13 protein-coding genes are annotated in these 19,919 nt (G+C 42.8%); 5 read left to right on the top strand and 8 right to left on the bottom strand.

Going from position 1 to position 19,919, the window contains the following annotated elements; translation table 11 throughout:
• Positions 1-135 precede the first annotated feature (135 nt).
• The gene (tolC, locus tag EES38_RS04065; protein ID WP_124935914.1) at positions 136-1,449 is read left to right on the top strand and encodes an outer membrane channel protein TolC; all 1,314 of its coding nucleotides are present in this window, start codon (positions 136-138) and stop codon (positions 1,447-1,449) included.
• Between the two features lie 77 nt (positions 1,450-1,526).
• Here the strand turns inward: tolC and hldE are convergent, their stop codons facing one another.
• The 4 genes from hldE to EES38_RS04045 all read right to left on the bottom strand — a co-directional run bounded on the left by hldE (position 1,527) and on the right by EES38_RS04045 (position 9,053).
• A complete protein-coding gene (gene hldE / locus EES38_RS04060) occupies positions 1,527-2,957 on the bottom strand; it encodes a bifunctional D-glycero-beta-D-manno-heptose-7-phosphate kinase/D-glycero-beta-D-manno-heptose 1-phosphate adenylyltransferase HldE (RefSeq protein WP_124935913.1) in 1,431 nt (476 codons plus the stop codon).
• A 73-nt stretch (positions 2,958-3,030) separates the two neighbouring features.
• Positions 3,031-5,877, bottom strand: a complete 2,847-nt coding sequence (gene glnE, locus EES38_RS04055; RefSeq protein WP_124935912.1) for a bifunctional [glutamate--ammonia ligase]-adenylyl-L-tyrosine phosphorylase/[glutamate--ammonia-ligase] adenylyltransferase — start codon at positions 5,875-5,877, stop codon at positions 3,031-3,033.
• A 120-nt stretch (positions 5,878-5,997) separates the two neighbouring features.
• Positions 5,998-7,254, bottom strand: coding sequence for a methyl-accepting chemotaxis protein (locus tag EES38_RS04050; protein WP_124935911.1), 1,257 nt, complete (start codon positions 7,252-7,254; stop codon positions 5,998-6,000).
• A 278-nt stretch (positions 7,255-7,532) separates the two neighbouring features.
• The gene (locus tag EES38_RS04045) at positions 7,533-9,053 is read right to left on the bottom strand and encodes a CYTH and CHAD domain-containing protein (RefSeq protein ID WP_124935910.1); all 1,521 of its coding nucleotides are present in this window, start codon (positions 9,051-9,053) and stop codon (positions 7,533-7,535) included.
• Positions 9,054-9,252: 199 nt separating this feature from the next.
• On the opposite strand from EES38_RS04045, the gene EES38_RS04040 reads away from it, so the two are divergent.
• The 4 genes from EES38_RS04040 to EES38_RS04025 all read left to right on the top strand — a co-directional run bounded on the left by EES38_RS04040 (position 9,253) and on the right by EES38_RS04025 (position 13,395).
• Positions 9,253-9,933: a TIGR00153 family protein gene (locus EES38_RS04040; RefSeq protein ID WP_124935909.1), complete on the top strand. Its 681-nt coding sequence runs from the start codon at positions 9,253-9,255 to the stop codon at positions 9,931-9,933.
• A gap of 138 nt (positions 9,934-10,071) precedes the next feature.
• The gene (locus tag EES38_RS04035; protein WP_124935908.1) at positions 10,072-11,331 is read left to right on the top strand and encodes an inorganic phosphate transporter; all 1,260 of its coding nucleotides are present in this window, start codon (positions 10,072-10,074) and stop codon (positions 11,329-11,331) included.
• Between the two features lie 155 nt (positions 11,332-11,486).
• The gene (locus tag EES38_RS04030) at positions 11,487-12,095 is read left to right on the top strand and encodes a TIGR04211 family SH3 domain-containing protein (protein WP_124935907.1); all 609 of its coding nucleotides are present in this window, start codon (positions 11,487-11,489) and stop codon (positions 12,093-12,095) included.
• Positions 12,096-12,162: 67 nt separating this feature from the next.
• The gene (locus EES38_RS04025; RefSeq protein WP_124935906.1) at positions 12,163-13,395 is read left to right on the top strand and encodes a multifunctional CCA addition/repair protein; all 1,233 of its coding nucleotides are present in this window, start codon (positions 12,163-12,165) and stop codon (positions 13,393-13,395) included.
• Between the two features lie 146 nt (positions 13,396-13,541).
• On the opposite strand, the gene eno is transcribed toward EES38_RS04025, so the two are convergent.
• The 4 genes from eno to relA all read right to left on the bottom strand — a co-directional run bounded on the left by eno (position 13,542) and on the right by relA (position 19,844).
• Entirely contained in the window at positions 13,542-14,837 is a 1,296-nt protein-coding gene (eno, locus tag EES38_RS04020) for a phosphopyruvate hydratase (RefSeq protein WP_124935905.1), read from the bottom strand.
• A gap of 78 nt (positions 14,838-14,915) precedes the next feature.
• The gene (pyrG, locus tag EES38_RS04015) at positions 14,916-16,553 is read right to left on the bottom strand and encodes a CTP synthase (RefSeq protein WP_124935904.1); all 1,638 of its coding nucleotides are present in this window, start codon (positions 16,551-16,553) and stop codon (positions 14,916-14,918) included.
• Between the two features lie 191 nt (positions 16,554-16,744).
• Positions 16,745-17,554, bottom strand: a complete 810-nt coding sequence (gene mazG, locus EES38_RS04010; protein ID WP_124935903.1) for a nucleoside triphosphate pyrophosphohydrolase — start codon at positions 17,552-17,554, stop codon at positions 16,745-16,747.
• Positions 17,555-17,621: 67 nt separating this feature from the next.
• Positions 17,622-19,844 (bottom strand): GTP diphosphokinase, encoded by a 2,223-nt coding sequence (gene relA, locus EES38_RS04005; RefSeq protein WP_124935902.1) that lies wholly within the window; start codon positions 19,842-19,844, stop codon positions 17,622-17,624.
• Between the last annotated feature and the right edge of the window lie 75 nt (positions 19,845-19,919).

Genomic DNA, 19,919 nt, shown 5'->3' with positions numbered 1-19,919 from the left:
TAAACACGATCAAAGTGTACTTGAGTATTCTAGACATTCTGGAAAAAAAAAGTTCACACTTTTGAGCAAATCACATACAGTTTCGGTACAATGTCGCGTTCCGAAGTCTTATAAAATACAGTGGGTATTTCTACAATGAAGAAACTGCTTCCTATTCTTGTCAGTTTAAGTTTAGGCACAATGTGTGCTCAAGCTTGGGCTGATACGCTTTCCGAAATCTATAATGAAGCGAAGCAAAACGATCCTCAGTTACTGAAAGCAGAAGCACAAAAAGAAGCAGCATTTGAAGCTATCAATTCTACTCGCAGTAATCTATTACCTCAAATCAACTTATCCGCTGGCTATAATGTAACGCGATTTGATAACTACACGTTAGGTGATAGTAATAGAGCCACAGCTGGTGCCACTCTTCAACAAGTGTTGTATAGCCGAGCAAGCTGGGTAAACCTAGAAACGGCAGAAAAATCTGCTCGTCAAGTGGATGCTGAATATGCAGCAACACAACAAGATCTGATTCTTCGTGTTGCTCAAGCCTACTTTGAAGTACTGCGTGCTAAAGATAACTTAGCGTTTGTTCGTGCAGAAAAAGCTGCCGTAGGTAGACAACTTGAGCAAACTAAGCAACGTTTTGATGTCGGTCTGTCAGCGATTACTGATGTGCATGATGCTCAAGCGCAATACGACAGCGTATTGGCAAGTGAAGTGTTAGCACAAAACAATGTAACTAATAGCTATGAAGCTATTCGCGAAATAACTGGTATTGGACATAAAGACCTTAGTGAGCTGGATACAAAGCGTTTCTCGACCAGTAAACCAGATCAGAATATGGATGAAATGGTAAAAGAAGCCCAGGATAAAAACTTATCTCTCCTGAGTGCTCGTATCGGTCAAGATATTGCTCGCGATAAAATCCGTCTTGCAAGTTCAGGTCATTTACCAACCTTAGCCTTAGATGCTGGCTATAACTTTTACGACGAACACAACGACGACAATTCACTATATCGATATTATGATCCAGACCATTCTGTGAATGTTGGTGTGACATTATCAGTGCCGCTATATCAAGGCGGAAAAGTCGTTTCACAAACGAAACAAGCAGAATATGCGTTTACTGAAGCAAGCCAAACGTTAGAAGCAACATATCGTAGTGTCGTGAAAAATGTTCGTGCTTATACCAATAATATCAACGCATCTATTGGTGCTATCAACGCTTATCAGCAGTCAGTCGTCTCTGCTCGTTCAGCGCTTGACGCGACCGAAGCTGGCTTCGAAGTTGGTACTCGTACCATTGTCGATGTTCTTGATTCAACACGCCGTTTATACGACGCTAATAAAAGCCTATCTGATGCACGCTATGATTACATCTTAGCCGTTCTCAATCTCAAGTCAGCGGTTGGTACATTAAGTGAACAAGATATTCTGGATATCAATTCAGGACTGACAAAATAATGGATTGACTCGTTTATAAAGCAAAAATGCCAGCTCTAAGCTGGCATTTTTGATCACGAAAGATAGATGCAGTAGACTTATCCACGCCCACCTTTAATTGCTTCAATGATTTCAGTTGTAGAACAACCATCTTCAAAATTGAGTACTTTAACCTGACCACCGGCTGCAATCACTTCTTTACCACCAGCGATTTCGTCTGGCTTGTAATCACCTCCTTTTACCAGAAGGTTAGGCAATACCGCCGCAATTAAACGTTGTGGTGTATCCTCACTAAACGGAACGACCCAATCAACCGCACCTAAGCCAGCTAAAACGGCCATACGACGTTCAGTTGTATTCACTGGTCTACCCGGGCCTTTCAAACGCTTGACAGATTCATCGGTATTAACCGCGACAATCAAACGATCACCAAGATTAGCTGCGTTATTAAGATACGATACGTGCCCTGCGTGCAGAATATCGAAACAGCCGTTCGTCATCACGACACTTTCGCCTTTCGCCTGAGCTTTCTTAACGACCTCAATCAATTCTTTCTCGCTAATAACTCCAAAATCGGTATCACGGCTGCCATGAACAGCTTCAGCTAGTTCAATTGTCGAGACAGTCGATGTACCCAGTTTACCAACAACGACACCTGCTGCTGCATTGGCAAGGGCACAAGCCTCATCTAAAGGTTTACCCGCTGCAACCGAGGCTGCAAGAACAGAGATTACGGTATCGCCTGCACCTGTCACATCGTAAACTTCTTTGGCCTGAGTAGGTAAGTGAAACGGCTCAAGACCTTTACGGAGTAATGTCATCCCATGCTCACTGCGTGTAACAAGGAGAGCATCAAAATCAAATTTCTCAATAAGTGCTAGTCCTTTTTCGACCAGATCTTCATTAGATTTCACTTTACCAACAACTTGTTCAAACTCTGCCATGTTAGGAGTAAGAAGAGTAGCACCACGGTAACGTTCGAAGTCTGCGCCTTTCGGATCAATAAAGACCGGAACATGCTGTTGCTTCGCACGTTGAATAAATTGCTGAACGTGTTCAAGCGCGCCTTTCGCGTAGTCAGACAACACCACTGCTTTGACATTTTTTAGGGTGTTATCCATACGAGACAGAATTAACTCAGCATCGGTGTTCTCAAACTTATCTTCAAAATCCAGACGAATGAGCTGCTGACCCCGACTCAGAACTCGTAACTTAGTTATCGTCGGATAATCAGGAAGTGCAACAAAATCACAATTTACATTTAAAGACGTTAGACGCTGTTCTAGAACCTGAGCTGGCTCATCTTGTCCGGTCAGACCAATAATATGAGCATTACCGCCTAAAGAGGCAATATTCATTGCAACGTTCGCCGCACCGCCTGGTCTTTCTTCGTTATTTTCTACTTTGACAACAGGAACAGGCGCTTCAGGAGAAATACGTCCAGTTGGCCCGTACCAATAGCGATCCAACATTACATCGCCAACAATCAAAACACCTGCTTGTTTGTAATCAGGCAGAATGGGCTTCATCTTATTCTCCACTTACATTTAAATTCGTACCCATGTATGGGATTATATTAACACAGAGCCAGTGTAGCCAAAACTATTGCTGTAACCACTCGTTCCAGATGGAAATAACGTTTTCTCGCTCATGGACAAACTTATCATCACTGACATCAGCATCGAGCCCAAGCAAATTCCGTCGATGAATTTGATCCCGCATCGAAGTATAGGCTGCAATCAATTTTTCAGTCTGCTCTTTTTTCAAGACACCTTCTTGAGTTAAAGATTCAAAAATTCGAATATTATCAGACCAGTGAGTAAGTAGCGGATATTGACCACTAAATTTTAAAACTAGGTATTGTGCTAAGAACTCAATATCGGTAATCCCGCCAGGATCTTGTTTTAACATAAACCTTCCCGGCTTCTTCCCGCTCAAATGCTCACGCATTTTATTTCTCATCGAGATAACATCATCCCTCAATGTGTCTTGATCTTTACTCACGAGAATACGATGTCGGATCTGATCAAACTGTCTTTTTAAACTCTCTTCACCACACACGACGCGAGCTCTAACCAAAGCCTGATGCTCCCAGGTCCAGGCTTCATTTTCCTGATACAACCCAAACGCATCTAATGAAGATACTAATAAACCAGAGGCACCTGAAGGACGCAGTCGAGTATCAATTTCGTACAAAATCCCAGACGGTGTTCTTGCCGAAAATATATGAATAATTCTTTGCACTAATCGAAGATAAAATTGGCGTCCATCTATTTCCTTTTTACCATCAGTAAACACATTGTCAGGGCAATCATGAAGAAAGACCAAGTCAAGATCCGAATTGTATCCCAGCTCCCATCCACCCACTTTCCCATAGCCAACAACGGCGAACCCCTTCCCATCTCGTTCTTTTAAATGGGTAGGCTGACCATACTTTTCTGTTACTTGTTGCCATGCCTGTTTCAGCACCGCATTAATAATAGCCTCAGCAAGATAGGTCAAATGATCACTGACCTTCATAATAGGCAAGACACCTGCAATATCCGCGGCAGCAACTTTGAGCAGACTGATCTGTTTAAACTGCCGCAGCCCTTCCATCTGCTGCTCCATATCATCTTCAGGAATGCGAGCAAGAAAATCTCTCAATTCCGACTTATAAGATTCCAAGGGAATTGGATTATACAACTGGGAAGGATCTATTAGCTCATCTAACAATATGGGAAAACGAGTTAACTTCTCGGAGATCATAGGACTGGCTGTACAAAGTCGGACTAGCTGAATTAAGGCCGGAGGGTTTTCATCCAGTAATTCAAGGTATGCAGTTCGAGTTACAATATTTTGCACTAACACCAGAACACGAGGTAAACCAAACTCAGCATCCTGATGTTCTAAGCTCACCCTTAACACTTTGGGCATAATTCGATTAAGTACTTCACGCCCTCTGGGCCCTAGCGTCTTCTTCGCGAGTTCCTGCTTGAAATGGACAAGATGTTGAGAAGATAAATCGGCATGAGGTAAATTGAGATCATCACCAAGGATCTCGGTCAACCATTCAAGAGAATCGCCTCGATCCCACAGGTCATGATACGTTTGAGGGGTATCATCTTCCAGATGCTCATCTTCTTCGCCAATCAATTGGGAGAATATATGGTGCACAGCAGCCATATGTTGGTTTATCGAATTTTCCAGCGTCAACCAGTCGGGTAATCCGGCGGCGGTATAAAGCTTCGTTTGCTCTAGAGGAATAGAAGGTAAAGTCTGAGTTTGTTTATCCGCCAGAGCCTGAAGTAAATTTTCTATCTTACGTAAAAACAGATAAGCACCACGCAATTGGCAGACTTCCTGGGTATTCAATAACTCGAGATGTTCAATGGAATCCAATGTTTCAAGAAGGCCTCGATTACGTAATTCAGGCTCTCTGCCACCACGGATAAGTTGGAAAACCTGAACAATAAATTCGATCTCTCGAATACCACCGGCTCCGAGCTTGATATTATTGACTAAACCACGTCGGCGCACTTCACTCTGAATCATCCCCTTCATTCGACGTAATGATTGAATCGCACTGAAATCAATATACCGACGAAAAACAAATGGACGCAGCATCTGACGCAGTTCCTGATAGGTGTCATACATCTCGCACCCCATGACTCGGGCCTTTACCATTGCATAGCGTTCCCAATCACGCCCCTGCTCCTGATAATAGTCTTCAAGAGCCGCATAGCTCAAAACCAAGGGACCACTATCACCAAACGGCCTCAGTCGCATATCCACACGGTAACAAAAGCCCTCTGCTGTATGCTGCTCCAAACTGCGAATAATACGTTGCCCCAAACGGGTAAAGAAAACAGGATTAGCAATAGAACGGCGCGCCCCCTGTGTCTCTCCGTTCTCCGGATACGTGAAAATCAAATCGATATCAGAAGAAAAGTTCAGCTCTCCCCCACCTAACTTTCCCATGCCAATAATCAGCATCGGTTGAGGTTCACCGTTGGCGTTGCATGGCGTCCCGTAGTCGAGACAACATAAGCGATATTGCCAAGCATAGGTTTCAAATATCATGGCTTCAGCGAGATGAGAAAGATGGCTAAAACTTTCAGTGATACTCCAGTCAGAAATAAAATCACGCCAGGCAATATAAACCATTTCCCTGTTACGGTAATGCCTTAGTATCTTATACCCCGAATTCTCATCATGACATTTATCAAGATGCTCTCTTAACTCACATCGGTAACTAGATGATCTTAAGCTGCACTCAAGCATCTGCGGGAGATCAGCAACGAGTTGAGAATCTCGAAGTAACGAGTCCATAACAAACTGACTTAAACCCAATATGTATTTTAATTGTTCAATTCGTGGAAACGGCCATCGTTTGATATCTGGGTACAGCTCAAGTAATCGTTGATAATTAGCCTCAGATACAACAGTCAGTTCAGCCGGTAATTGCATTATTTATCCTTTACAGAATTCGATTTAATCTCAGTTACTAATTCAGTTATAACAGACTATCTAAAATAAAAAACGCCCACTGATAAACAGTGAGCGCAATCTCGTAGTTTTCAACGCCAATTAAATACGGAACGCATTAATTTTGCTATCGAGTTCCTGGGCATTAGTTTGCATAACTTCAGAAGTCTCAAGTAATTCAGTCACCACGATAACAGACGCTTCAACCAGTTCCCTTACATTTCCTAAATTATTACCCATATCTTCTGCCACAGTCCGCTGTTCGCTTGCTGCAGAGGCAATCTGGAAATTCATTTCATTAATCATTCTAACCTGCTCGACGATACCACTTAATTCCTCGCCAGCATTAGTAATCAGTTCAACCCCCTCGGCAGCCTCTACGACACTTTTCTCCATTAAATCAACGGCTGAAATAGCGCTTGCCTGAAGCTGAGTAATCATATCCTGAATCTCAACAGTTGCCGTCTGTGTGTGCTGAGCTAATTTCCTTACCTCATCAGCTACGACCGCAAATCCGCGTCCTGAGTCACCAGCCCGAGCCGCTTCAATCGCTGCATTTAGGGCGAGTAAATTTGTTTGCTCTGATATCCCCTGAATGGTATCGACAACACTATTTATCGCTCCAACACGCTCTTCAACCTGATTTACAGCCCCAGCAGACTCAGAAATATCTCCAGATAGATCACGCATTTTTTCTATCGTTCTCTGTACGAAATGTTGGCCTTGTTCTGCACTAGAAGATGAGTTTTTAGTTAATTCTGCAGCTTGCTGTGCATTGTCCGCGACCGTACTCACTGTAGATGACATTTGAATCATAGCCGTCGCCAGCTTATCAATTTCATTGAACTCTTCCTGAGCTGATTCTTTCGTTTCTGACATACTAATAGTCATAACTTCTGTGAGCGTTGTTAACTCTTCTGAACTCACACGTTGAAGCTTAACCAACTCTTGTAGTTGCAAACGTGTACTCTCTATTTCACGAACCACATCCCCATATTCATCTTTGCAGTCCATGATAATTTGCTCGCTAAAATCACCGCTAGACATCTTAGTAATCGCCTGAGAAATAAAGCGAGTTTGTCTGAGCATAACTCTGGCTGTAAATAGAAGAATCGCGATAAACACCACTATCATCAGTAATGTCTGCCAAATGATCGTCACCAAGTAGTTATCGTAGTGTTGCTGAGCGACCGCCGCATTTTGCGTTACATCGAGAATAGAATGATAAAAAGTGCTCGCGTCCCATAATTGCTTGAGCACAATTAATATTGTACTAAATACCATGAGTAGAACCATTTTAGGAACTAACCTCACGTCACTAATGAGACGTTCCCATGGCTTAAATTCCATCCTTAACATGGATGTTCCCCCGTTTATGTTTTTTATTTTTTACTATCTAACTTACAAATAAGAATCATTTTATTATTAATCGTACATTATACGAATTAATCCATAATGAAAGTTAAGTCATTCAAAGTGTGAAAAATAATTAAAGAAGTGTTAAGTCTGTCAGTAACATTTATCCTGACGAACCACTAAACCACATAACGTATCGGCGGAAAAAAGATAACTTGAGGAGCAGAGCAAAAATTCGGGAGTCTCCTCTATCGGTTTTAAGCGATAGAGGAGAACCGATTTTACTGTTCAGTCCAGTAAGGTGTGTTCGATGATGTGATAGCTCGAGTTTGTTCCATCGCATGAAGAATTGAATTCTCCTGACGAAGTAACCAGCGTTCTACTTGCTCTCTTTCGCCTAACTCAAGCTTCTCTACGAGGTTTTCCAGTGGCTCCAATGTTAAGAGATCATCGATCCCCTGAAGCAAATCAGCCCAAGGGAGACGGAAGGTACGACGTTCATCTCTTTCATAAAGTTTCGCAAAACCTATTCCTGTATATAGGTTGCGTGCCAAGCATTCCTGCTGCGCGATATAATCCTCAGCAGAAAGTACTTTTTCGATAGGAAAAGCTTCTTTCAGTTCAAACCAGGATTTATTGAGTTGTTCGCATGCAAATGCATAAACACTCTCATTTAATTTTTCACGAGACTTGTCATCAATAAAAGGCTGCCAACCTCTGGCTAAAATCCATCGACTTAAGTCCAGCAACAACGCCATATAACGGGAAGAGTGAATAAACTTCAGCACTGACTCTCTTTCTGGATAGGTTTCTTGCAGTGCTTTGAGTTCCGCCATCAAAAACTTACGGGCATCCAACTTCCTCAAGATATGTCCCTTATCCTTGAGAAGATCATCAATGTGATCATAAGAATTTATCCAGGCAAACTCTTGCTCTATCCATCTTAATTCCTGCCTTAAAATCGTACTGGCTCGGCGCGGAATAATTTCTTCATAGATGCTTAACGTTTGATTAATGAAAGCAATAGCTGAGCTCATCTCTCTCAACGCATCAATACTCTCATTTTCGACATAAATCTGTTCATGGTAATGCCAGTGAGATAATGCATGCTCTAGGGAATTAATAAAGCACGTTTCAACGCTATCTGCACTCGTGGTTTTTACCAATGACAATGGTAGTACCGGATCGGCACTATAACCGTTGGCTAATCGATACCCGCGAGCTGCTTTACTTAAATTACCCAGTCTAATGCCGCCACCGTCACTGAGTATTCTAGCTAAGGTAAAAAGCGCATCTGTTTGACCCGATTTTAGTTCTAGTTCAACTTCACAAATCGGCTCTTCCTTTTCTCCCGCCACAACCACACCGGAATCAAACGCGACTTCAATCTGGCTACCATCAGACATGGATATAAGCCATTGTTCTCGAATGAAATCAGTAGAGAAAAGAGGCGTTAATTCATTTTGAAGTTGATCTATACTTCTATCTGAAGGCCAGATATCTTCAGGATGAAGGGAAAGATCTGGCTCATTACTGGTATGCTCGGCATTATACTCAGGTCTTTGGTGTAAACCGGCAATAACACGGCCTGCTGTTTTTACGGTTTGAACAAAAACATCATCATAACGACGGATTCTCAAACCGATATCATGTTGTCGCAACCAATTGTCTTCCGTGTCAAAATAGGTATTACCTAATTGACGACGACTGTGTTGAAGAACTTTAGACTCAGAGATTTTCGTGTGTAAAATAGTCGAATAGTCTTGAGAAACAAAAAACTTAAGTTCTATCTCAGTTTCCATAATGATACCTTTCGTAGCAGATAGCGACAGGATATTGCCATATTGGCCTTGGGGCAAGAAAGAAATATCACGTTATTAATGATCTAAAATGGTTTTAATGAACGAGTTAATGGGTTAACATGCGCGCCTTTATAGCCATGTTCAACATATTGCCACTTAGGTACGTGTTTTTTTAAGGTTATAGTTAGGTTGAAGAACCATGCCAATGAATACAATTATGGGGTTATTCGCAAAGTCCCCTATTAAGCCTTTGCAAAGACACGTTGTATGTGTCAATGAATGCTGCTCTCATCTTATTAACTTTTTTGAAGTATCGTTCAAAGGAGATTGGGAAAAAGCATCTGAAATTAGAGCTCAGATTTCTCACTTGGAAAAAGAAGCCGACGTGCTGAAACGAGAAATCCGCCTCAAACTTCCAAGAGGGTTATTCCTGCCCGTCGATCGTACTGATATGCTTGAACTCCTGACTCAGCAAGACAAATTAGCCAACTTGGCGAAAGATGTTGCTGGACGAGTTTACGGACGTCAGTTGATTATTCCAGAACCACTTCAAGACAAATTCATCCACTACGTAATGCGATGCCTAGATGCCGCGACTCAGGCACAAAACGTCATCAGTGAATTTGACGAACTTCTGGAAGCAGGATTCAAAGGCCGAGAAGTCACATTAGTTGCTGAAATGATTCATCAACTAGATGTCATTGAAGACGATACAGATACGATGCAGATTGAATTGCGTCAGATGCTGATGAAGATTGAAGATCAACACAATCCAATTGATATCATGTTTCTGTATAAAATTTTTGAGTGGGTTGGTGGGATCGCTGATCAGGCTCAACGTGTTGGCGCACGATTAGAGTTAATGCTCTCGCGCTCATAATAGTTAATTTTTAAACTCAATAACTAAGGGCATTAACGAAATAAAACGACAATTTGGCACATACAGTTCGTGCCAGTGTTTTTTTGCGTGTAAAAAACGTCGTTTTTGCTCCGCTTGTTATAAAAACTAGGTATTACGATGGATATCCTTGCAAACTATGGCACTATCTTGATTATCGTAGCAGCTGCTTTTGGTTTCTTGATGGCGATCGGTATTGGTGCAAATGACGTTGCCAATGCTATGGGAACATCGGTTGGTTCTAAAGCTCTAACAGTAAAACAGGCTATTTTAATAGCAATGGTGTTTGAATTCGCAGGTGCGTATCTTGCTGGCGGTGAAGTAACCGATACGATACGTAAAGGTGTAATAGAAACCTCTCTATTCGCAAGTCAGCCAGATATTCTTGTCTTCGGTATGATGTCTGCTCTTTTAGCTGCAGGTACATGGCTACTTTTAGCCTCTTACATGGGCTGGCCAGTCTCAACAACCCACTCTATTATCGGTGCAATTATTGGCTTTGCCTGTGTAACTGTAGGTACAGATGCGGTCGATTGGCACTCAGTACAAGGTATTGTTGGTAGTTGGATTGTTACTCCCCTTATTTCTGGGTTCTTCGCTTACGTGATATTTATCAGTGCGCAAAGACTCATCTTTGATACCGAAAACCCCCTAGAAAACGCAAAACGCTTTGTTCCTGTATACATGTTTATTACAACGATGGTTATTGCATTAGTTACCATCAAGAAAGGTTTAAAACACGTTGGTCTTCATCTTACTAACAGCGAAGCATGGGTATGGGCGGTAGTGGTATCCCTTATAGTTATGATTGGTGGTTATATCTACATCATGAAACGCTTTTCAAATCGTGAAAATGACGGAAGTTTCTCTGGTGTAGAAAGCATATTTACCGTGCTGATGGTTGTAACAGCATGTGCAATGGCTTTTGCTCACGGTTCAAATGACGTAGCAAATGCGATTGGCCCACTATCAGCGGTTGTAGCAACAGTTGAAAGCTTGGGTCAGGTAGCAGCGAAAAGCTCAATCGCGTGGTGGATTTTGCCTCTAGGTGGTATTGGCATTGTCGTGGGTCTTGCCACTTTAGGTCACAAAGTTATGGCAACTGTCGGTACTGGTATTACAGAGTTAACTCCGAGCCGAGGTTTTGCAGCTCAGCTAGCAACAGCTTCAACGGTTGTATTAGCTTCTGGTACAGGTTTACCCATTTCGACGACTCAAACACTCGTCGGTGCTGTACTTGGTGTTGGTTTTGCTCGTGGCATTGCAGCCCTAAACTTGGGCGTAGTAAGAAATATCGTTGCATCTTGGATTGTAACGCTTCCAGCAGGCGCATTACTCGCCGTCGTGTTTTACTACATTCTTGAAAAGCTGTTTATCTAGCCAGATCAGTTAACATTGTGTCAATATGATGTGATTATTGACATAAATTGCGATAAAGGGAGGCTAAGCCTCCCTTCTTTGTTGCACCGGAGACCGAAAATTTTTAATATTTGCGGATTCGCAAAAAAATTCAAACTGATTTTAAAGGACTTACTGTGAAAAAATGGTTCATCATGGTGCTTTTTACATTGATTGCAGCACCGACTTTCGCTCAGGATCGTTATATAGCGGACAAGCTATTTACCTACATGCACTCAGGTCCAAGCAACGAATACCGTATTATCGGTAGCGTTGATGCCGGAGAAAAAGTGCAGCTTGTTGACGTAAATAAGCAAACAGGTTTTAGTGAAGTCGTTGATACCAACGGTCGTAGGGGTTGGGTTAAGACTGAGTTCATTACTCGCACAGTGAGTATGGCCGAGCGTATGCCAAAGCTTGAAGCTGAACTTGCCGATGTAAAAGAAAAACTGGCGAACGCACAATCCAATGCCGATAATGAAAAACAAAGTTTGGTTGAATCACTTGATGTGCGCAATAAACAAGTCTCTGAGCTAGAAAAGAATTATTCCGATATTAGTAGCAAACTTGCTGCTTCTCAGTCTGAAATACGTGAACTAAGAGCTAAGCTTGATACTCAGAAAGAAGATTTGTTGATGAAATACTTCATCTACGGTGGTGGTGTGGTTCTTGGTGGTATTTTATTTGGTTTAATTCTACCGCACATCATTCCTAAGCGCCGTAAATCACAGGGCGACTGGTTGTAAGATACCCATTACCGATCGTAGGCCATCAAATTGATGGCCTTTTTTATATCACGTAAAAGGTTGTTGCATGCTAAAAAAATATCTTGTTGGCGGTGCCGTAAGAGATAAATTACTCGGTCTGAAACATTATGATAATGATTGGGTGGTGGTTGGTTCTACGCCTGAAGCAATGCTTGCAAAAGGATTTAAACCCGTAGGAAAAGACTTCCCTGTGTTTCTGCATCCTGAGACACAGGAAGAACATGCCCTTGCTCGTACAGAGCGTAAGTCAGGTAAGGGGTACACAGGTTTCAATTGCTACTTTGCCAATGATGTAACACTAGAAGAGGATCTACTACGACGTGATCTAACGATTAATGCGATGGCAATGGATTGGAATGGAAACATTATTGACCCTTACGGCGGGCAACAAGACTTAAACGACAAAATTCTTCGCCATGTATCAGAAGCCTTTACTGAAGATCCTTTGAGAGTGCTGAGAGTCGCTCGCTTTGCTGCCAAACTGAATAAGCATGGTTTTACTGTTGCTGAGGAAACTCAATCACTGATACAGAAAATCTCTCAATCAGGCGAGTTAAGTGAACTGACTCCAGAACGTGTGTGGCTAGAGTGGCAAAAATCACTTTCTACACCTTCACCTGAGATTTTCTTAAAAGTTCTAAGAGATAACCTAGCCTTAGCCGAGCTGATACCAGAAATCGACGTTTTGTTTGGTGTACCTCAACCCGCTAAGTGGCATCCAGAAATTGATACAGGCATTCATACATTAATGGTTATCAATCAGGCGAGTCAGTTATCAGAGGATCTAACGGTAAGGTTTGCAGCGGCCGTACACGACTTAGGAAAAGGCATCACCCCAAAAAACGAATGGCCAAGCCATAAAATGCACTGCCATACTGGCGTCAAACTCATCAAATCACTGTGCCAGCGTTTGAGAATACCAAATGAGTATCGAGATTTAGCGCTCGCAGTGTGTGAGCAGCACTCAAACATTCATAGAGCAATGGAGCTTAGACCTGCAACCTTCATTAAGATATTTGACAAACTCGACGTATGGCGCAATCCAGAGCGTTTGAACAAGGTTTTAATAAGCTGCCAAGCAGATCATTCGGGACGGTTAGGGCTAGAAAACGAACCTTATCCACAAAAAGAACGTTTTGAAATAGCCTATCAAGCAGCCTTGGCCGTCAATACACAGCATATTATTCAGGATGGATTTCAGGGAAAAGAAATTAGAGATGAGCTCAAACTTCGCCGTTCTGACGCTGTAGAGCGTAAGCTTACGGAAAACAAAGCTTAAGTTTAAAGATGGTTACTTTCCTTCGCCGCCCTTGACGTCACCTTTCCGACCAATAATATTTTGTCCTCAGCGTCACAAAAAAACGCCTCCATATGGGAGGCGTTTTCTATAAGCATGAAGCTAAGCGTTAATTTCCAAAGCAGGAATTAAGCTTGACCTTTCACTTCTTTAAGACCGTTGAAAGGAGCGCGCTCACCTAGAGCTTCCTCAATACGGATTAGTTGGTTGTACTTAGCGATACGGTCAGAACGGCTCATAGAACCAGTTTTGATTTGACCTGCTGCTGTACCTACCGCTAGATCAGCGATAGTTGCATCTTCAGTTTCGCCAGAACGGTGAGAGATAACTGCAGTGTAACCTGCATCTTTAGCCATCTTGATTGCAGCTAGAGTCTCAGTTAGAGAACCGATTTGGTTGAACTTGATTAGGATTGAGTTAGCGATACCTTTCTCAATACCTTCTTTAAGGATTTTAGTGTTAGTTACGAATAGATCGTCACCAACAAGTTGGATTTTGTCACCAAGAACTTTAGTTTGGTATGCGAAACCATCCCAGTCAGACTCGTCTTGACCGTCTTCGATAGAAACGATTGGGTACTCTTCACATAGTTTAGCTAGGTAATCAGAGAACTCTTGAGAAGTGAAAGTCTTGCCTTCACCTTTCATGTTGTACACACCGTTTTCATAGAATTCAGAAGATGCACAGTCCATCGCTAGAGTCACGTCTTTACCTAGAACGTAGCCAGCTTGTTCTACCGCTTCTTTGATTGCAGCAAGCGCAGCAGCGTTAGATTCTAGGTTAGGAGCGAAACCACCTTCGTCACCAACAGCAGTGCTTAGGCCTTTAGCTTTAAGTACTTTTGCTAGGTTGTGGAATACTTCAGCACCAATGCGTAGAGCTTCTTTAAGAGTTGAAGCGCCAACAGGCTGAATCATGAATTCTTGGATATCTACGTTGTTATCTGCGTGCTCACCACCGTTAACGATGTTCATCATTGGTAGAGGCATTGAGAATACACCAGGAGTGCCATTTAGTTCAGCGATGTGCTCGTATAGAGGCATACCTTTCGCTGCAGCGGCTGCTTTAGCGTTCGCTAGAGATACAGCTAGGATCGCGTTAGCACCGAATTTAGCTTTGTTATCAGTACCATCTAAGTCGATCATAATTTGGTCAACTGTAGCTTGATCTTTAGCATCTTTACCGATTAGAGATTCAGCGATTGGGCCGTTTACAGCAGCAACAGCTTTAAGAACGCCTTTACCTAGGAAACGTGATTTATCACCATCACGTAGCTCAAGAGCTTCACGAGAACCAGTAGATGCGCCAGATGGAGCAGCAGCCATACCTACGAAACCGCCTTCTAGGTGAACTTCAGCTTCAACTGTAGGGTTACCACGTGAGTCGATAATTTCACGACCTAGAACTTTAACGATCTTAGACATTAATGTTTCCTCTCATTGAATATAAATGTCAAATTTAAAGGGAAGCCGAGTCAGTCAACGACTTCCCATGTCCTTTAATTACTCAAATTCTCCACGCGCTTTTGCGCCAGCCGCTTTTACAAAGCCGCTGAATAGTGGGTGTCCATCGCGAGGAGTTGAAGTAAACTCTGGGTGGAACTGAGCAGCAACAAACCATGGGTGGTTAGGGTTCTCAATCACTTCAACCAGTTTTTTATCCGCCGACAAACCTGAAACTTTCAGTCCTGCTTTTTCAATTTGTGGGCGTAAAACATTGTTTACTTCGTAGCGATGACGATGACGCTCATGGATTTGCGCATTACCGTATAATTCGTAGGCTTTAGTGCCCTTCTCTAAATGACATAATTGCGAGCCAAGACGCATTGTGCCACCCAGATCCGATTTTTCAGTACGCTCTTCAACATGACCATCAGAATCTACCCATTCGGTAATCAAGCCTACCACAGGGAATTTAGTTTCTTTGTTAAATTCTGTTGAATGTGCCCCTTCCATACCAGCAACATTACGCGCAAATTCAATTAACGCGACTTGCATACCTAAACAGATACCAAGGTATGGAATCTTGTTTTCACGTGCATATTGGGCTGCGATGATTTTACCTTCGATACCACGGTCACCAAAACCACCAGGAACTAGGATCGCATCAAGACCTTCTAAAAGCTCAACACCTTTTGTCTCAAGATCTTCAGAGTCAACGTACTGAATTGTTACACTAAGACGGTTCTTAAGACCAGCATGCTTCAATGCTTCATTCACAGACTTATAAGCGTCAGGTAGCTGAGTATATTTACCCACCATACCAATAGTGACTTCGCCTGTTGGGTTAGCTTCTTCATAAATAACCTGTTCCCATTCAGACAAATCAGCTTCAGGAGCTGTAATACCAAAACGAGCACAAACTAAGTCATCAAGACCTTGAGATTTAATTAACTGAGGAATCTTATAGATAGAATCCACATCTTTCATTGAGATAACCGCTTTCTCTGCTACGTTACAGAAAAGTGCGATTTTCTTACGTTCGTTCGCAGGGATCATACGATCGCTACGACAAACAAGAATATCTGGTTGGATACCAATCGAAAGCAACTCTTTCACTGAGTGCTGAGTTGGTTTGGTTTTCACTTCACCTGCTGCTGCTAGGTAAGGAACCAATGTCAGGTGCATGAACATCGCATTTTCACGACCGATTTCGACCGCATGTTGACGAATGGCTTCCATAAATGGCAAAGACTCAATGTCACCAACCGTTCCACCAATTTCAACGATAGCAATGTCTTGGCCTTCAGCACCAGCAACGATACGCTCTTTAATCGCATTTGTGATATGAGGAATAACCTGAATGGTTGCACCTAAATAGTCACCGCGACGCTCTTTACGCAGAACATCCGCATAAACGCGGCCTGCCGTAAAGTTGTTACGCTTGGTCATCTTAGTACGAATAAAACGTTCGTAATGGCCTAAATCTAAGTCTGTTTCCGCGCCGTCTTCTGTAACGAATACTTCACCGTGCTGAATTGGACTCATTGTGCCTGGATCCACGTTAATATATGGATCAAGTTTCATCATGGTCACTTTAAGACCACGCGCTTCTAAGATCGCTGCAAGTGATGCGGCTGCAATACCTTTACCTAGAGAGGATACAACCCCGCCAGTAACAAAAATATACTTTGTCGTCATGTTTAACCTGAAATTGGTTGAATGAGGGAAATGGGTTTCTTCTGGACGGGATGAAACTATACCAGAAGCCCTTTACCGCCACAACGTGAAACTTATCACACTCAAATTTTTTCTTTATTGCGTCAAATCAATTGAAGAGATTAACATCTTGTAGCCCAAAAGTAACGGGCCCGTCAATTTGACCGAAATATCTACTTACTCTTTTGTTTTTCAAGAACTTTTACTTGTTCCCAAAAAGCATCCAGTTGTTCAAGAGAAAAATCATCGAGATTTTTACCTTGTTGGTAGACTATAGACTCTATTCCTTTAAAACGTCGCGTAAACTTAAGATTCGCCTTTTGCAGCGCCACTTCAGGATCGCACTTAAGATGGCGAGAGAGATTTACGACAGCAAAAAGCAAGTCACCAACCTCTTCTTCCAACTTTTCTTGATCGATAGAAACCTGAACAGCCTCTTCCATGACCTCATCGATTTCTTCATGAACCTTAGCGACAACAGGACCGAGACTTTGCCAATCAAAGCCAAATTTAGCGCATTTTTTCTGAATTTTTGTCGCCTTACTCAACCCAGGCAAAGATTGAGGAATCGAATCGAGAATACTGTTGTCTTCTGGCTGTGACTTGCTGGCTTTTTCCTGCTGCTTTATTCTATCCCAGTTAGCCCGAATCTCGTCATCGTTTGCAAACTGCTCTTCGCCGAAAACATGCGGATGACGGCGAACCAATTTTTCATTCAGTTCCGATATCACATCATCGAAATCAAACAGTGACTGCTCTTTAGCTAACTGACAATAGAAAATTGCCTGAAACACAAAGTCCCCTAATTCTTCACGCAAATTAGCCCAATCACGGTTATTGATTGCATCGACAACTTCGTACGTTTCTTCGATTGTGCATGGGACTATCGTGTCAAAGGACTGCTTTTTATCCCACGGACACCCAGTTTCCGGATCACGAAGCTTTTCCATTATGGTTTGTAGCTCTTCGATTGGACTGGCCATAATTGCTAACTCCTTTCCACAAATAAAAAAGCGAGGCATTAGCCTCGCTGATTAGACTAGTGACTGGCTATCCCAAACGTTTCACAGACAACACATCTTTTGTTTGTTCTATACGTTTAGAAACACGGGTCAAAACTTCAACACTAGGAACTTCTAATTCAAAGTCCATATAGATAATCTGTCGATTATGATCAGAACGGCTTCTCATACTCGACACTTTAATTTTTTCGTTCGCCAATAAGGACGTAATATCTTTTAGTAAACCGCTTCTCTCCATCGCCTCAACACGAACGGGAATGATATAAGAGCCGATCATGCCACCGCCCCATACGGTATCGATAATACGTTCTGGAGCATGATGACTCAGTTCTTCCAACTGCTCACAGTCACTACGGTGAACCGAAATACCCCGACCTTGAGTGATATACCCCTTGATGTCATCTCCAGGGATTGGTCGGCAACAACGAGCAAGATGCGTCATCAAATTATCAACGCCTTCAACGACAACGGCATCTTTACTTGGGGTGGTATAGGCCGCTGGCTTAGTACCGCCCTCTTGAAGTTTTTCTAGTGCAAGCTTGTCTTCTTCTTCCGCTGTGGGCTTATTCACTAATGCATTGATATGGTTGACGATCTGGTTGATTCTCAGATCACCACTGCCGACCCCGACATAAAGTTCATCCGGCGTGTTGACATTAAATCGCTTGAGCGCGTATTCACTGGCATCTTTGAGCGTCGCACCTATTTTTGCCAGTTCATTTTCAAGAATCTCTCTTCCTGCCTCGAGGTTTTTCTCACGACTTTGCTTTCTAAACCAAGCGTTAATTTTTGCTCGAGCACGCCCGGAGTGAACAAACCCTAACGATGGGTTGAGCCAGTCCCGAGAAGGGTTCGGCTCTTTAGCCGTAATGATCTCTACCTGATCTCCCATCTGCAAATGGTGAGTAAACGGGACGATGCGCCCACCGACTTTGGCACCAATGCAACGATGGCCAACCTCGGAGTGGATATGATAAGCAAAATCAAGAGGCGTAGCCCCCATTGGCAAGTCGACAACATCACCACGAGGTGTAAATGCATATACACGGTCATCAAATACCTGACTACGAAGTTCGTCCAACATCTCTCCGGAGTCCGACATCTCTTCTTGCCAATCAAGCAACTTACGCAGCCAGGCAATTTTTTCGTCGTAACCACTTCGCCCAGCGGAACTGCCTTCTTTATATTTCCAGTGTGCAGCAACGCCCAGTTCAGAGTCTTCGTGCATTTGCTTAGTACGAATCTGTATCTCGATGGTTTTCCCTTCAGGCCCAAGAATCACAGTATGAATAGACTGATAACCATTTGGCTTTGGGTTAGCGACATAATCATCAAATTCGCTTGGCAGATGACTGTACTTGGTATGAACAATACCTAACGCGGCGTAACAGTCCTGCAGCTGATCAGCAATAATTCTTACGGCGCGAACATCAAACAACTCATCAAAGGCCAAGTTTTTCTTCTGCATTTTGCGCCAGATGCTGTAAATGTGTTTTGGGCGACCACTCACTTCTGCATTGATATTAGATTCATGCATTTCACGACGAAGATCATCAACGAAATCTTTAATGTACTGTTCGCGAACAATTCTACGCTCTGAAAGCTGCTGCGCTATCTGTTTGTAGGTTTCCGGTTGCTGATAACGAAATGCGTAATCTTCCATTTCCCATTTCAGTTGGCCTATACCTAAACGGTTTGCAAGAGGTGCATAGATATTGGCACACTCTTTTGCCGCAATACGACGTACTTCATCGGGTTGTTTTTTCACTTCTCGAAGGTTACAGATCCGTTCCGCTAACTTAATAACAACACAACGGAAATCATCCACCATCGCAAGCAACATGCGCCTTACGTTATCAACCTGAGCAGAGGCTTCACTTCCCTGAAAGGTGACGTTTAACTGACCGATTGCAGCCATCTCTTCAACGCCATCGATCAATTTGAGTGTTTCTTTACCATAGGACTCAATCAGTTCTTCACGATCAATGAGTCGGCTAGAAGCAATCGGAAATAATAATGCTGCAACGAGCGTAGGTCGATCCATTGATAACGTAATCAATATTTCGACCATTTCCCGTCCACGCCATAAAAGCAAAGGGCCATCAGGGTTATTTACCACTATCGCTTCCATCTGCTGATAGACGTCTTTGAGCTTCTGGGCAACTTTTTGCTCCTGACGTAAGCTCGATATCCACTTATCCAGCTCAAAGAGTTCATCTTGATTCAAATGTGCGCTTCGTACAGCAACCATTAATAATTCGTCCTAGTTTTGTTTTTCTATCTACTTTTACAAGCCAACTGATTTATCGACAACCTAACTTAAGGC

The sequence above is a fragment of the Vibrio viridaestus genome, assembly GCF_003856525.1.
Classification (GTDB): Bacteria; Pseudomonadota; Gammaproteobacteria; order Enterobacterales; family Vibrionaceae; genus Vibrio; species Vibrio viridaestus.
Note: the sequence above shows the minus strand (reverse complement) of the source record. Positions and strands in the feature narration are given on the sequence as shown.

Excerpts from the sequence above, each read along its gene's own strand:
- tolC (WP_124935914.1), top strand. The coding sequence starts at position 136 with ATGAAGAAACTGCTTCCTATTCTTGTCAGTTTAAGTTTAGGCACAATG.
- hldE (WP_124935913.1), bottom strand. The coding sequence starts at position 2,957 with ATGAAGCCCATTCTGCCTGATTACAAACAAGCAGGTGTTTTGATTGTT.
- glnE (WP_124935912.1), bottom strand. The coding sequence starts at position 5,877 with ATGCAATTACCGGCTGAACTGACTGTTGTATCTGAGGCTAATTATCAA.
- EES38_RS04050 (WP_124935911.1), bottom strand. The coding sequence starts at position 7,254 with ATGTTAAGGATGGAATTTAAGCCATGGGAACGTCTCATTAGTGACGTG.
- EES38_RS04045 (WP_124935910.1), bottom strand. The coding sequence starts at position 9,053 with ATGGAAACTGAGATAGAACTTAAGTTTTTTGTTTCTCAAGACTATTCG.
- EES38_RS04040 (WP_124935909.1), top strand. The coding sequence starts at position 9,253 with ATGCCAATGAATACAATTATGGGGTTATTCGCAAAGTCCCCTATTAAG.
- EES38_RS04035 (WP_124935908.1), top strand. The coding sequence starts at position 10,072 with ATGGATATCCTTGCAAACTATGGCACTATCTTGATTATCGTAGCAGCT.
- EES38_RS04025 (WP_124935906.1), top strand. The coding sequence starts at position 12,163 with ATGCTAAAAAAATATCTTGTTGGCGGTGCCGTAAGAGATAAATTACTC.
- eno (WP_124935905.1), bottom strand. The coding sequence starts at position 14,837 with ATGTCTAAGATCGTTAAAGTTCTAGGTCGTGAAATTATCGACTCACGT.
- pyrG (WP_124935904.1), bottom strand. The coding sequence starts at position 16,553 with ATGACGACAAAGTATATTTTTGTTACTGGCGGGGTTGTATCCTCTCTA.
- mazG (WP_124935903.1), bottom strand. The coding sequence starts at position 17,554 with ATGGCCAGTCCAATCGAAGAGCTACAAACCATAATGGAAAAGCTTCGT.
- relA (WP_124935902.1), bottom strand. The coding sequence starts at position 19,844 with ATGGTTGCTGTACGAAGCGCACATTTGAATCAAGATGAACTCTTTGAG.